Annotated in this window: 15 protein-coding genes; 9 read left to right on the top strand and 6 right to left on the bottom strand. The window is 38.9% G+C overall.

Translation table 11 applies throughout. The features are described from left to right. Positions 1 to 61: 61 nt before the first annotated feature. The 9 genes from BWI44_RS21435 (at position 62) to BWI44_RS21395 (ending at position 9,514) form a co-directional block, all read left to right on the top strand. On the top strand, positions 62 to 1,237 hold the full coding sequence (locus tag BWI44_RS21435; RefSeq protein WP_138291153.1) for a DUF4934 domain-containing protein: 1,176 nt from the start codon (positions 62 to 64) through the stop codon (positions 1,235 to 1,237). After that, complete coding sequence (locus BWI44_RS21430; RefSeq protein WP_195209967.1) at positions 1,234 to 2,118, top strand: DUF1573 domain-containing protein; 885 nt, start codon at positions 1,234 to 1,236, stop codon at positions 2,116 to 2,118. Before BWI44_RS21435 ends, BWI44_RS21430 begins: the two co-directional genes overlap by 4 nt. 97 nt (positions 2,119 to 2,215) lie before the next feature. Next, positions 2,216 to 3,127, top strand: coding sequence for a signal peptidase I (gene lepB, locus BWI44_RS21425; protein ID WP_138291151.1), 912 nt, complete (start codon positions 2,216 to 2,218; stop codon positions 3,125 to 3,127). A 135-nt stretch (positions 3,128 to 3,262) separates the two neighbouring features. Continuing rightward, positions 3,263 to 3,571, top strand: coding sequence for a hypothetical protein (locus BWI44_RS21420; RefSeq protein ID WP_138291150.1), 309 nt, complete (start codon positions 3,263 to 3,265; stop codon positions 3,569 to 3,571). A 5-nt stretch (positions 3,572 to 3,576) separates the two neighbouring features. After that, on the top strand, positions 3,577 to 4,782 hold the full coding sequence (locus tag BWI44_RS21415; protein ID WP_229036256.1) for a DUF4934 domain-containing protein: 1,206 nt from the start codon (positions 3,577 to 3,579) through the stop codon (positions 4,780 to 4,782). Between the two features lie 3 nt (positions 4,783 to 4,785). Continuing rightward, positions 4,786 to 5,412, top strand: coding sequence for a hypothetical protein (locus tag BWI44_RS21410; protein WP_195209965.1), 627 nt, complete (start codon positions 4,786 to 4,788; stop codon positions 5,410 to 5,412). A gap of 6 nt (positions 5,413 to 5,418) precedes the next feature. Then, complete coding sequence (locus BWI44_RS21405) at positions 5,419 to 7,074, top strand: O-antigen ligase family protein (protein WP_195209964.1); 1,656 nt, start codon at positions 5,419 to 5,421, stop codon at positions 7,072 to 7,074. Between the two features lie 17 nt (positions 7,075 to 7,091). Beyond that, positions 7,092 to 7,529: a helix-turn-helix transcriptional regulator gene (locus BWI44_RS21400; protein WP_138291147.1), complete on the top strand. Its 438-nt coding sequence runs from the start codon at positions 7,092 to 7,094 to the stop codon at positions 7,527 to 7,529. Between the two features lie 104 nt (positions 7,530 to 7,633). Next, positions 7,634 to 9,514, top strand: a complete 1,881-nt coding sequence (locus tag BWI44_RS21395; RefSeq protein WP_195209963.1) for a hypothetical protein — start codon at positions 7,634 to 7,636, stop codon at positions 9,512 to 9,514. Between the two features lie 15 nt (positions 9,515 to 9,529). Here the strand turns inward: BWI44_RS21395 and BWI44_RS21390 are convergent, their stop codons facing one another. Genes BWI44_RS21390 through BWI44_RS21365 form a run of 6 tightly spaced genes read right to left on the bottom strand, consistent with a single transcriptional unit; the run spans position 9,530 to position 14,833 of the window. Then, positions 9,530 to 10,693 (bottom strand): metallophosphoesterase, encoded by a 1,164-nt coding sequence (locus BWI44_RS21390; protein WP_195209962.1) that lies wholly within the window; start codon positions 10,691 to 10,693, stop codon positions 9,530 to 9,532. Beyond that, a complete protein-coding gene (locus tag BWI44_RS21385) occupies positions 10,681 to 11,307 on the bottom strand; it encodes a hypothetical protein (RefSeq protein ID WP_007663983.1) in 627 nt (208 codons plus the stop codon). The genes BWI44_RS21390 and BWI44_RS21385 overlap by 13 nt, the downstream gene beginning before the upstream one ends. Before the next feature lies 1 nt (position 11,308). Further along, positions 11,309 to 11,794, bottom strand: coding sequence for an RNA polymerase sigma factor (locus tag BWI44_RS21380; RefSeq protein WP_007663982.1), 486 nt, complete (start codon positions 11,792 to 11,794; stop codon positions 11,309 to 11,311). 60 nt (positions 11,795 to 11,854) lie between these two features. Continuing rightward, complete coding sequence (locus tag BWI44_RS21375; protein ID WP_195209961.1) at positions 11,855 to 12,691, bottom strand: vitamin B12 dependent-methionine synthase activation domain-containing protein; 837 nt, start codon at positions 12,689 to 12,691, stop codon at positions 11,855 to 11,857. A gap of 15 nt (positions 12,692 to 12,706) precedes the next feature. Next, positions 12,707 to 14,053, bottom strand: a complete 1,347-nt coding sequence (locus BWI44_RS21370; RefSeq protein WP_118422823.1) for a dihydroorotase — start codon at positions 14,051 to 14,053, stop codon at positions 12,707 to 12,709. Between the two features lie 27 nt (positions 14,054 to 14,080). Beyond that, a complete protein-coding gene (locus BWI44_RS21365) occupies positions 14,081 to 14,833 on the bottom strand; it encodes a polyprenol monophosphomannose synthase (protein ID WP_022392587.1) in 753 nt (250 codons plus the stop codon). Positions 14,834 to 14,903 lie beyond the last annotated feature (70 nt).

The following is a 14,903-nucleotide window of genomic DNA, read 5'->3' as shown; positions in this document are numbered from 1 at the left end:
AATATTAAGAATTCAAGGTGTGTCGAGAAATTGGCACACTTTTATTAAACTATTATTCAAAATGAGAAAGCTAGTACCATTAACCATACTGTTGCTTGTTTGTATAGCATGTGGAAATATACAAGAAGTTCATGATGGTTTACTGCGAATTCCGGTCAATGTAGATGACGCCACTACTGATGCAAGTACTTTTTTGGAAAAGATAGAAATAGTGCCGTTAGAGACTAACGATTCTGTTCTATTTAATTATCCTTCAGAAGTTATATATGATAAAAATACTAATATGTATGCTGTTACCAGTCGAATGGATGTTTTTACATTTACGGGTGAAGGGAAGGCTATTGGTAATTCAACAAAAAAAAGAGGACAGGGACCGGACGAATATTCTATGATATTAGATATGAAATTTAATCATTTCTTAAATGGTATAGACTTGCTGAACCCTTATGGGATTATATATACATATAGCCCAACATTTGAATTATTGGCACGTCGTAATTTTAAACCGGAATTTCCTGTTAATCATTTTATGGCTTTGGACACCAATAATTACGCATTCACTTTTCCTTTCATTTGGACAGATCAAGAAGTTGCGTTTGTTAATATTGAAACCGGTAATACAGTCAATGCAAAGTATCAAGGAACAATATCAGAGGGTAATGGATTAAAACATCAATATTTTCATAAAGTTGGAGATCGTTTTTATTTTATACCACGAGGCGTTAACTATAATATTTATCAGATTGATACCTTGAAGAAAGAAATTTTCCCTATCATTTATCTTGATTTTGGAGAAGCAGAAATAAAAGAAGATGGATTACCCGGACGGGCTTCTGGAAAAAGAACAGACAATGATAAGGAAAGAATGAAAATTGCAGATGATTTTTCTGCCAGACATAATTTTTTAAGAGAATCCACTACGCATTTTATCCCTATGCAAACGCTCCTTAGTGAAAATTATATATATATATTTATTGTGAAAGGGCAAGAACGATATGGACGGCATTATATTTATAATCGGGTGAAAAAAAAGGGATACTTAATTAAAATAGATGTTCCTTTTTGCATGTATGATTGCTTTGGCATCGATGATAATGTTTTGCTTGCCATTTGTCAGCCTACCGAATTACCGCAATATGTAGATTGTCAATTCATGACGGAAAAAGAGATTGCAAAAATGGAGCGGTTGAAGGAAGATGATAATCCTGTTATTATAAAATATTATTTGAAACGATGAGAAAGCTTGTTGTCATAATCTTGTTTCTTGTTGCCTTGTTATTTTCGTGTAAGGATACGAGAGAAGAAAAAATTATTCATTTGCTTAATGAATGGAATGGAAAAACGATTCGTTTTCCACAAGCTATGAACCTAATATCTTATCTTGATACCACTAATGTTGTGAAATTTGGTGAGATTAAGAAAGAATATACGATATTACATTATGTAGATACTATAGGTTGTGTTAGCTGTAAACTTCGATTGTCAGAATGGAATAAATTGATAGGAGAGTTGGATTCGATTAGTAATCATAATGTTAACTGTTTAATTTCTTTCTTTCCTATGAGAAAGAAGGAGTTGTTAAAATCATTGAAGATCAATAAATTTAAGCATTATGTATATATTGATGAAAAAGATTCTCTAAATCAACTTAATTGCTTTCCGGAAGGAGATGCTTTTCGCACATTCTTGTTGGATAGAGATGACAAGGTTATGCTTGTTGGAAATCCTATTCATAATCCTAATATCAGGGAATTGTATTTGAGTATCATTCAAAAGGGGAATATCGTTACGAATAAAGACAAGGGAATAAAACATACCAAAGTTACGATAAATCAGAATTGTATCTTATTAGGAAATTTCGATTGGAAGGATAAGAAAGTCGTGAAATTTCTGCTAAAGAATAGTGGCGATAATCCTTTAGTAATACAAGATGTTACCACTTCATGTAGTTGTACAACAGCGACATTTACCAAAGATCCTATAGCTGCGGGTGAAGAGACTGAAGTGCTTGTCACTTATCAGGCGGAACAACCGGAAAGCTTCTATAGAGAAATAAACGTATTTTGTAATACGGAAGATTCTCCTGTCTTATTAGAAATAAAAGGAAATGCGCAATAGTATCTCACAATTCACATATCTGGAGATAAATCAGAGAATAAAGTGAGATATCGAGTAAATGTGTTTCATGATTGAATGCTAATAGGAAGTCAAAAGAATGAATAATAATGATTGTTCTGATAAAAAAAAGAATTTGAAATGGTTTGTTGATAAACTTATGAATTTATTCTTAATCATTTGCGGAGTGGTCTTACTTGGGATATTACTTCAAATAACTAGCATTGCCTCATTCAAGATTCCTTCGGACTCTATGGAGCCTGCCTTACTCGCAGGCGATAATATTCTGGTGAATAAATGCGTGATGGGAGGGCGTCTGTTCAATGTGTGGGATGCTTTGGACAATAAGGAAACAGACATATGCCGTTTACCCGGATTGGGCAAGGTAAAAAGAAATGATGTATTGGTTTTTAATTTCCCCTACTTGGAGCAACGTTGGGACAGTATCGCATTCAGGGTAATGAAATATTATGTGAAGCGTTGTGTTGCTTTGCCCGGTGATACATTTGAAATAAGTAGGGGGCATTATAAAGTACATGGCTATATCTCAGAATTGGGCAATGTGGAGTCACAGGATAATTTGATGCGGATTGTTGAGCGTGGTCGGGAAGTGGACTATGGAATTGTGATGAGGGGTTATCCTTATAGTGATATTGTGGATTGGGATATAATGAATTTTGGTCCTTTATATCTCCCGGCAAAAGGCGATGTGATAGGGATGACTTCCAAACATGTTGCTTTGTATCGGAATGCAATAGAATGGGAACAGAAAAAGAAACTTTTGTTACGTGGAGATACGGTTTTGTTGAACGATAGTGTAATACACACATACCGTTTCAAGGAGAATTATTATTTTGTGGCAGGTGATAAGGTGATGAACTCTCAGGATTCCCGCTATTGGGGCTTGTTGCCCGAACCTTTTATTGTAGGGAAAGCTGTCAGGATATGGAAGTCTGTAGATAGGAATACGGATAAAATAAGGTGGAACAGGATATTTAAAAAGATAGAGTGATAAAGTAAAGGAGGTGTTATCGAATGAAAAAATAATATATTTCGGATGAGCAAGTAATATATTTGTTCATTCTGCGGAAGTCCTTTCCGAAAATAGAGGATGAATAATAAATTTATTAATATTAAAGAGAAAATTATGAAAAAAGTACTTGTTGGTATTATTGCTGTTGTTGCAGCTGTTAATGTCTTTTTTAATTTGTACAATAGGAATGAAATTATAGGTTTGTCTTCTCTAAAAATAGAAGCATTGGCTTTTGATGAATCTCATGGCAGTAATCTGGGTCCTCTTTATCAATATGGATGTACAATAATAGAAAAAACGATAATGGGATATGATTCGGATGGCAATCCTGTAATTCAGGAGGTTCCATATCCAGGAGAAAGTGGTTATTGTGCTGGTTCAATAGGAGATTGTACTCCGTACGATTGCACTAGATATTATTAATAGGAATGGGGCTGAATAAAGAACAGCCCCACTTCTTAAATTTGAATATTACTATGAAATATTTGCTTTTGCTTTTAATTGTTTATACTTTTTGTGGGTGCTACACAGGGACCCAAAAAGTCGCTCATACTAATGAGATAAGAGAAATTTTAATTGACCCTGATAAATTTGAAACTTTTCTGGACTTATCAGAGATCCTGGATGATTCGGTAGAAGTGATTCCTTTGGAAATGAAAGAAGAATGTTTGATATCCCAAATTGTTCGAATTGAGTTTTATAAAGATAAGATATTAGTCTCTGATAAAGCGAATGTAAAGATTTTTGTATTTACTTCCGAAGGAAAGTATTTGAAAAGTATTGGAAAACAAGGACAAGGACCTGGTGAATACTCTTTTTTGGGTGATTTTACATTAAAAGGAGATTCTGTTGTTGTTCAAGATCGTTCTCGCAATAAATACATTGTTTATGATTTATATAGTAATGCATTTAGAGAAATCTCATATGATATGCTTCATTTGGAAGTAGTATCATTTGATGAGATAGCTTATTTTATTTCTAATTATTCACACTCGAAATACGGAGATTATAATCTTTTTCGATTCAATTTAAATACCTCTGAAGTGCTTTCTTTGGAAGTACCTTTTGGAGAAGACGGAATTGATAAATCTAGTTATGGTTTAAAGAGATATGCAAGTAAAAGTGATAGCACAGCTATGCTTATTTATCCATTGAATGATACTGTCTATACGTTGAATAAAGAAACAGTGTTTCCTTCTTATGTAATACATTATACTTCAAGGAATCTTCCAAGTGAAGTGAATGTTAGTAAGGAAAATATCTATAGGTATGTTCATGAAAATAAATATCTGAAAGGATGGGAGTTTATGCAAAATTCTCAAAATTATATGCTGGGCTATTATATTGATAATGGCTTTAAATATTTTGTATACAATAAACGAAATTCCAATATCCGTGTTGGGCAATGGTTGAAAATAGGTTCACTTAGTGAATTAATTTTTAGTGACTTTTATACTACTACTGATAATCAACTTTATTTTATTCAGTATGCAGCTGTATTATCATCTAATTGGAAGTTAACGCGGGCAAAAAGTACGAATGAACATTTTAAAAATAAAATGGATGCGATAGTTGCCTCTTTAAATGAAGATGCTAATCCTGTATTATTTAAATGTCATTTTAAAAATAAGTAGAATATGAAAAAGATTGAATATATATTGTTCGGTTTATTCGCTGTATTTTTAGCTCTTAGTACCTTTTATGGTTATATGCAATCACAAAAAATGTGTGAGTTTCGACTATTTTTTAATGAATTAAAGCAAAAATCTGATAATCAGATTGGACGGATAGAAGCATTGAAGGAATATAGATTTAACGAGGTCATTTTGAATGGTACCAAAATGAGTGCAGATTTTAACGTGGTGGACATTGGGGAAAATAAGAAAAAAATATCTGAAGTTATTTCGGATAATACCTTGATATTACGTTACTCAGAAATGCATTGTGAAGTTTGTGTTGATAGTATAGTGAAGCGGTTGAATGTTTATAAAGATTCTATAGGATTACAAAATATAGTGTTGCTTACTACTTCACAGAATTTTGGCTATATGAGAAGATTTAAGAAAATAAATAGGATTCCATTTGGCATCTATAATATTGATGAAGCTTTAGATTCTGTATTGGTTGATATCGGAATGCCATATCTATTTGTCTATTCTACTTTAAGTAAAAGAATAAATAATATGTTTATTCCACAAAAAGAGGATCCACAATTGACTGATGAATATTTGCATTCTATTTTGATGAAATATTATATGGATTAGTATTTTATGTTGTTGGTAGTGGATATTGTAAATAAAACATTTTTTTTTATAGCACTTGTTTTGTTACTGAGTGTAGTATGTATAACCACGCCTGAACTTCCGGCTGAAGAGAATGTGGGACAGTGGGTATGGTTGGGAAAAGCACTATTGCTTTCGGGCAGCTGTATTCTTATTGCAGTCTTGTTACAGTTGATGGTAAAGGATAGCCGAAAACATGTATTATGGTTTTCTGGTTTTTCCGTTTATGTTTCATGGGGGATTTTATTCTGCGGTGCTGTTGAGGCTATTTGGGGATTGCGTCAGCTGTATGGTTTTGCTGCTTCCGGTCATTCCCGCTATGCACTTACGGGTTCTTTTTTCAATCCGGGACCGTATGCGGGTTATCTGGCAATGGTGTTGCCGCTCTGCCTGCATTTGTACTTATGCACTTATAAAGAAAAAACAGTGATTCGCAATTTGAAGAGAGGGATTGCTGCCATAATTGGTATCCTTATACTTTGTGTACTACCTGCTACAATGAGCCGCTCTGCTTGGATTGCAGCGGTTATGGGATGCGGCTGGGTGTCGTATATGCATCGTGATAGGCGGAGATGGCGTATTTTGTGGAAAAGGTATAGGAAACGTTATGTTTTATGGAGCATGGGAGTACTTTTTATAGTGGCATTAGGAGGGGGCGGAGCCTTTATTCTGAAACTTGATTCTGCATTGGGACGTTTGTTTATGTGGAAAATAACCTGTCAGGCGATAATGAACCATCCTTGGGGCAGTGATAAGGGATTTGTCTCTGCTTATGGAGAGGCACAGGAAAATTATTTTGCACAAGGGAATTACGCTGAATGGGAAGAACGAGTAGCGGGTAGTCCGGAGTATGCGTTTAATGAATATCTGTCACTGGCACTGATGGAAGGGATTATAGTTTGTGTCGTGGTTTTGGTAATCATTGGAATATGTTTATGGATGGGAGTAAAGCGTGGGCGCTATGGCATTTGCGGCGCTATCTTGTCTTTACTTGTTTTCTCTTTCTCTTCTTATCCAATGCATTTCCCGGCATTTGTGGTGGCTGGCCTAGGTCTGCTTCTTGCTTGTGGAGTAGGAGATATTATAGGTAAACCTCTTGTTTTATGTATCTGCCTTATTGTGTGGGCAGGCGGTTGTATGGAAAAGTGGCAACAGACAGAGAATGCTTGCCAAAAGTGGACGTATGCGCGGATGTTTTATCATTCGGGTGCATATAAAGCTGCCAATGAGGCTTATGGGAAACTCTATTCAATATTGAAAGACCGAGGGGCATTTCTGTTTGAGTATGGTCACAGTTTGCATAAGTCGTTTCTGTACAGTGAGTCCAATAAATATTTAAAAGAGGCTTGTAAACATAGCGTTGATCCCATGATACTGAACGTCATGGGCAAAAATTATCAGGAACAACATTGTTATGAACAGGCGGAGAATTTCTTTTACAGGGCTGTTCATCGCTTGCCAAGTAGGATTTACCCCTATTATCTATTAGCTAAACTTTATGCAGAACCGGATTTTTATAAACCCGACAAGCTGAAAGAAGTGGCAGACAGCGTACTGACTAAAGAACCTAAGGTGCACTCAACTGCCATAGATGAAATGCGTAGTGAAGTCAGGGAGATATTAGAAAAGATAAATGTGAAATAACAAAAATGAAATGAGCTATGGATACATACAACGATAACTGGTGTTCTTGCTTGTTGTTCAGGAATAAACAACTGACTAAAGAATTAAAACGTTTTGAGGACTTTTCCGCTTTGTCCGGTTCTTCTTCGCGTATGTTGGCTTTGAGTCAACTACTCAAGCTGCATCTGACTCCTGCCTATGGAATTATAAGGAATGAATACGAATGGCAGAATTTATTTGCAGTGATTGATTTGCTTTATGGTGATAATTGGCTTCCGGTTGATCTGGAGACTAACCATTTGAGCCAGCAAGAATTGAAGTTGTGTTATCTGGTGCGTGCTCGGTTAACCAATAAGGCTATTTCTCTTCTTTTCAATATTACTCCAAAGTCTGTACTGAAAGCAAAGCAGCGTATCAAGATGAAGCTGTCTTTATCGGGTACAGATAGTTTTGATGAATATATACAGCGGCATTGAGACTTTTATATCGATTGAAACCTCTATATTATTATCTAAGTAATGACAGAATTATGCATAGGAACTTTTTTCTGATAGTTGTAGTTTTATCTCTTTTTTCATGTATGGGTACTGTAGATCGTTTGGAATGGGCTTTGACCTTGGCTGGTGAAAATAGAACCGAGTTGGAAAAGGTACTCCAATACTATAAAGATGATAGTCTTAAGTATAAAGCAGCATGCTTTCTGATTGAGAATATGCCTTACCATTATGGTTATGAGGATGCACGGCTGGATAGTGTGAAGGCTGTACTGGCTACTGCTCCGTTGCGAGATGGGTATATTCCGGATAGTGAAAGGAAAAGAAAGTGGAAGTCTTTTAATTATAAATCATTGTCCATATTACAGGATGTACAGCGAATGACAGCCGCTCTTTTGATAGAGAATATAGACGTAGCCTTCGAAACTTGGAATAGGGTACCTTGGGCTAAATACTATTCGTTTGATGATTTTTGTGAATGGATATTACCTTATCGTGTGGGAGATGAGCCCTTGGAAAGTTGGCGGAAGGCTTATTATGATCATTACCATCCTATACTGGATTCTCTTTATCAGGGTGAGAATATCCTCGAAGCTGCCGATGCTTTGAATAAATTCTTGAAGTATGAAACCCCTTTTTCTCCTAATTCAGATTTTGATTTACCGCATTTGGGTGCTAAATATCTGTTGAAATACAGGTTGGGCACTTGTAAGGAGACGACGGATCATACAGTATATATATTCCGGTCGTTGGGTTTTCCTGTGGGGATAGACGAATATCTGTATTCTCCTTCCAATCAGAATTCACATGTCTGGAATATACTTAAAAATACGGATGGGAAAACCCTTTCATTTTGGTACATGGATTCCCGGGATCTGGCAGTCGGGATGACTGATGGGCGTAAAAAGGGGAAGGTTTATCGTATGCAGTATGGAGTTCAAGAGGAGAAATATCAGGGAGTATATAAGGATAATAGTACTCCTTCAGTGGTTCGGAATCCTTTGTTGAAAGACGTGACAGAAGAATATTTCGGGAGCAATGAGTATCCAGTTAGAATAGATGGGAAGGTTAAAAGTAAATTTGTGGCTTTAGGAATTTTTACACCTTTCGGTTATGTTCCGGTGGACGTAGCTTTGCGGGATGGTGATCAGGCTATTGTGAGGAATATTGAGCCGGGAGTCATCTACCAGCCTTTGTGCAATGAGAAAGGGCTTTTCCAGCCATGTGGTTATCCGTTTATGATAAAGGATGATACGGTACGGACTTTTGTCCCGGATATGGACAAGAATGTTTCTCTGTCTATTAAACGAAAGTATCCATTGCAGAATCATATTCTTGAGTATATGTCGTGGATGACCGGTTCTAAAATAGAAGGAAGCAATGATATAAATTTCCGCAATAAGGAAATTTTGTATTGTATTGCGGATACACCTCGGGTGAATGTAAACTTTTATCCATCCCATCCTTCACGCCCTTACCGTTATGTACGTTTTGTTCCCCGTGATGGTTGGCGTGCGGAGGTTGCAGAGTTGGCTTTTTATGAGAATATTCATGATGATGTGGCAATTTCTTCAAAGGCTATATTAGGTTGTCCTCCTGTTGATGGCAATCCTGCACATGCTATGGATAAAGCGAATGATGGTGACTGGCTTACATTTTTCTTTTCTGAGGAAGCAAATGGCACAGTAACGTTTGATTTACAAGATCCTACTTGGATCAGGAAAATATTGTTTGTTCCCCGTAATGACGATAATTTTATTACGCCCGGTAATAGCTATGAACTTTTTTATCAAGATGGTGTGATGGGCTGGAAATCACTTGGCAAACAGACAGCTACTACCTATGAATTGATTTATACGAATATACCGGATGGAGCTTTATTGTGGTTGCGTAATCTTACTCGGGGCAAAGAAGAACAAGTCTTCTATATTGAAGAAGGTAAGCAACGTTTTGTTGGGTATGAATGAAAATCTTATTACGTATTAGTTACGCAACGTCAGCACCGTAATTTCGGGCCATGCTCCAAAGCGGAATGGCAATCCGACATAGCCGATACCTATATTGACGTATAGTCCTCGGTCTCCTTCTGTATACATTCCTCCCCATTCGGGATAAATCAGTGACGCGAGTGAATGACCGAACATAATGGCCTGCATTGCATGAGTATGTCCGGCAAGCATTAGCTCAATGTCTGTGTCCGGCAATACTTCCCGCCACCAATGGGTAGGATTGTGGCTCAACAAAACACGAAACATACCGTCTGTTCCTTCAGAAGCCTTCTTTAAGTTGGCAAATTGAGAGAAAGGTGGTTCTCCATCATTTTCCACACCAATAAGGGCTATACTATCTCCCTGATGGTATAATGTAGTATGTTCATTATTCAGTAGTTTCCATCCCATTGCCTTTTCCATATGCACCAGGTTGTCGAGGTTATTCACTTGTTCTTTCAGGTTTTTCCAACGGTAGTAACTTCCGTAGTCATGGTTACCCAAAATAGAATATACTCCATCTTTGGCATGCAGTTGCGACAGAATATTTTGAAAACCTTCCAGCTCACAGCTGCGTTGATTCACCAGGTCACCGGTGAACACAATTAAATCAGGTTCTTGCTCATTGACCAATTTTACCAATTCATGGATAGGCTTTTCATTCTCTATCCAGCTGCCGATATGTATATCAGATAACTGTACGATGCGGTATCCGTCGAATGCTTTAGGCAGGTTCGGATGATGGAATTCTATTTCTTTTACTTCAAACTTACTGATGCCTACCAGTGTGCCATAGAGGATATTGAAGAAACTGACTACTCCCAGCACCAATCCTACGGCTGTAAATGGCGAACGGGGCCAGCGCAGTAGATAATGGAAAGGTAATCCCACCAGTGAGCATATCATAAATATCGTTTTGGGGATGGCAAACAGGAAAATGGCAATTGCCAGTCTTCCAATGGCCTGGGCATGGTGTGCCATTGCATTTTCACCTATGCCTTGCATCAACAGAAAGTAACCTGAAATTAATAAGAGGGTAGGTATCCAGTGGATAATACGTAACCAGATGTTTTTGGTTTTCCGGATAATGTACATAAAATAGATGTACGCATCAGGGATCAGTAGAAAAAGGATAAGGAGTAAGGTTATTCTGTGCATATATCTTCTAATTCTTCTATATTCTTCTTGATATCGTTAAGATGTTTATAAGCTACTTTCTTGTATAACAGGTAAATGATGGCAACATCGCAGAGCACAAAGAATGCGATTAGGGTAGCCTGGACGCCAAAGGATGCCTTATAATATCCCATCACCCAATAATTAAGAACATTGAATATAATTACCCATACGGTAATGGCGATAATCTCATACCTTGTCCATCGGCGGAAACTGGCCATGCGCTTACTGACAATAGCTACGGGCATTTCGTCAATCCTTGTGTTCCTTATCCAGCGATAGTTTTTATGATCCCACCAGATACCTATCAGAATACTGATTCCAACAAAGATTACGAGTGTATTAATCTTAGGTTGCCATTCTTCGGTGATTTGAAAAATGGATGGCAATAACCAAATAACCAGAAGGAGAGCAAGCCCTACTACTCCGATGCCTATGGAGAAGCGCTGCCAACCCGTAAGACGCCCTATGCTTTTGCGTGCATTTGCCTTATATTCGGCAATCATGCCCGCAATCTGCTTTTCGTCGGCAATCGGCTCTTTCTTCAATTGCTCGTCCAGCGCGTTCCAAGATTTCTTCAGTTCATCCAGTTCCATATTATTCCTCCTTGTTCATTTTTCTAAGTTTGTCCTTAATCCGGCTGATTTTGGTAGCGACGTTTGTTATTGTCAGACCGGTAATTTCAGCAATTTCTTCGTAGCTTTTTTCTTCCAGGTAAAGCAGAATTATGGATTTTTCCAGTTGTCCCAATCGGTTGATCATCCGATAGAGTTGCTTTAACATGTTTTGTGTCTCGTCCAATTCTTCCATCCGGTCGGAATCTTGACTCAAGGTCACGATTTCAGGGATGTTCTTTTCTTTACGGATAAAGCTGATACAAGTATTTAAAGCGATGCGGTAAATCCATGTGGAGACTTTACACTCCCGTCGGAACTTGGGATAGGCCCTCCACAAATTGAGCACAACGTCCTGGTATAGATCGTTCAGGGTAGCATTCGGCGTAGTATACAAATAGCACACTTTGTATATGACGCGTTCATACTCCCGTATTACGGACAGGAACTCTTGTTCTACATTCTCCATCGTCTTTTTCTTGCTTCTTGAATTGCTTTTGTACTGTTAGTCGCAAAGGAAGTCGGATAATCACAGGTTTGCAGCCAAAAATTTTCTGATTTCCTCTACGGACATCTTCTTGCGTCGTGCATAATCTTCCAGTTGGTCATTACCTATCTTGCCAACAGCGAAATAGCGTGCAGCCGGATGTGCCAATATCAGTCCACAGACTGTGGCATGCGGACGCATAGCTCCATTCTCAGTCAGAGTAATACCTATTTGCTCCATATGAAGCAAGTCGTTTAATAGGAAATTGACAGACTGGTCGGGCAGGGAGGGGTAGCCTACGGCAGGTCGTATGCCTTGGAACTTTTCTTTCAACAAATCCGGAATAGAAAGGTTCTCATCTTTAGCATATCCCCAGGCAACCTTGCGTATGTATTCGTGCATTTTCTCTGTTGCTGCTTCGGCAAGCCGGTCGGCAAGTGTCTGTACCAACATGCGTTTGTAGGGATCGTTTTCGTATAGAAGTTCCACTTCTCCGTCACACGATGCAGCGAAAATACCTACCGTATCTGGAATACCTGAAGATAGCGGACGTACAAAGTCGCTAAGACAAAGAAAGGGACTGCCATCCGGATGTGGGATCTGCTGGCGGAGTAGAGGAAAAAGCTTTCCATCCAGTATCAGGTTATCTCCATCGGCATTGGCTTCACATAGACGAAAAATGGTGTGGACATGGTAATTTTCATCCAGTTGGTTGAGCATCTGGTTTGCTTCCTTAAACAGCTGCATGGCTTCAGCCGCTTTGGCACGTTCTTTTTCCTTGTGTTGGAAACCCCATGCATGAAAGAAATATATCCAGTTGATATATGGAACAACCTCGTGAATGGTATACGTCAATACCTTATCCACTGAATTATTCATCGCTAAATTTTAGTATTAATAATCGAATCTCAGTTCTTCACCGCGGTAAGTATCATCTACTTGACCGTCACTATATATCAGATGCCCGTTCGCAAATGTCTTTTCTACTTTCCAACGGAAAGAATTACCTTCGAGCGGACTCCAGCCGCATTTGCTGAGTATATTCTCAGTATTGACTTCCCAACGTTCGCCATGACTGACAAGTACGAGGTCGGCCTGATAGCCTTCGCGAATATAACCGCGATTGCAGATACCATATATCTGGGCAGGGGCATGACACATCTTCTCAACAATGGTTTCGATAGAAAAAATGCCTTTTTCCGCCAGTTCAAGCATACTGACCAGGGAGAATTGGATCATTGGCATACCCGACATTGCTTTCAGGGCATCCCCTTCTTTCTCGCTGAGCAGGTGAGGTGCATGGTCGGTAGCAATGACATCGATAACTCCGGTGTTGACTGCATTTCGTAAGGCATCGCGGTCAGCTTGTTTCTTGATGGAAGGATTGCATTTGATGCGGGTTCCCAGTTCTTTATAATCCTGTTGGCGATATAGCAGATGGGCAATGCAGGCTTCGGCTGTAATATGTTTATCTTCCAATGGAGCATCACTGAACAGTTGCAATTCTTTTGCAGTAGAAACATGCAGCACATGCAAGCGTGCACCGGCCAGGCTTGCCATACGTACAGCAAGTTGCGATGAGGAATAACACGCTGCTGCAGAACGTATGTTGAGATGTTTGCTGATTGGGATTCCCGGTGCGTTACGGAACATTTCCTTGTAATATTCAGTATTCTTTTTGATAATCTCCTGGCTCTCGCAATGAGTTGCGATCAGCATATCTGTTCCGTTGAAAATGTTCAGCAGACTGTTACTTTTGTCTACCAACATATTACCGGTGCTAGAACCCATAAAGAGTTTGATGCCGCATACCCGATGCTTGTCCAGCTTGCTGAACTCTGTGTAATTATTATTGGTGGCACCGAAGTAGCAGGAATGGTTGACAATACACTTCTCATTCAGAAGATCGAATTTCTGTTCAAGTGCATCGAGCGTGGTAGTCAATGGCTGTGTGTTCGGCATGTCCATGATGGAAGTGACACCACCGGCAGCAGCTGCACGGCTTTCGGTAAAGATGTCCGCTTTATGGGTCAGTCCCGGATCACGGAAATGTACATGGTCGTCAATGATACCCGGAAGCAGACAGCAGCCGGTGGCATCTATTGTTTCATCACAAGGGGCGGACAGTTCTTTGCCATAAGTCAATACCTCGGCAATCTTTCCGTTTTCAATTACTACGGAACCTTGCACAGAACGTCCCTCGTTAACTATTGTAGCGTTATGTATCAGAGTTCTTTTCATTTTCTACTAATCATTTATCGTTAATCACTAACCGTTTTTCACAGCTTTCGGGTACTTGTGGAACCAGCTATGTACTTTCAATTTGATAACCCCGAAGACAGCTTCTCCAAAGATACTACTGTTCATCTTTGAAGTACCCAGTTCACGGTTGATAAAGATAACCGGGACTTCTACTATCTTGAAGCCGCATTTATAGGCAGTGAATTTCATTTCAATCTGGAAAGCATAACCTTTGAAACGGATACCGTCGAGATCAATCGTTTCCAGAACCCTGCGGCGGTAGCATTTGAACCCGGCAGTTGTATCTTGTACAGGGATACCCGTAATAAGGCGCACATACTTGGAGGCAAAATAAGACATCAATACACGTCCCATGGGCCAATTTACCACATTGACTCCGCTGATATATCGCGAACCGATGGCAACATCGGCGCCTTCTTCGGCACAAGCTTTATAAAGACGGGGAAGGTCGGCTGGATTGTGGCTGAAATCAGCATCCATTTCGAAGATGTATTCGTAATTATGTTCTAGAGACCATTTGAACCCGGCAATGTAGGCGGTACCTAATCCTAATTTTCCTTTCCGCTCTATCATGAATAAGCGTTCGGGAAACTCTTGCTGCAACGTTTTGACGATGCTGGCAGTGCCGTCAGGCGAGCCATCTTCAATGATAAGGATATGGAATACTTTTTCCAAGGCGAAAACGGCGCGGATAATGTTTTCGATGTTTTCCCGTTCGTTGTATGTGGGAATGATAACGATGCTGTCCGATGTCTGCATATTCATAAAAGGGGGTTCTAATTGGGAACAAAGTTAAGTGTTTTCTGCCACATACGAATAAATCTAAGGA

It is taken from the genome of Bacteroides sp. Phil13, assembly GCF_001940965.1.
GTDB lineage: Bacteria > Bacteroidota > Bacteroidia > Bacteroidales > Bacteroidaceae > Bacteroides > Bacteroides intestinalis.
Note: the sequence above shows the minus strand (reverse complement) of the source record. Positions and strands in the feature narration are given on the sequence as shown.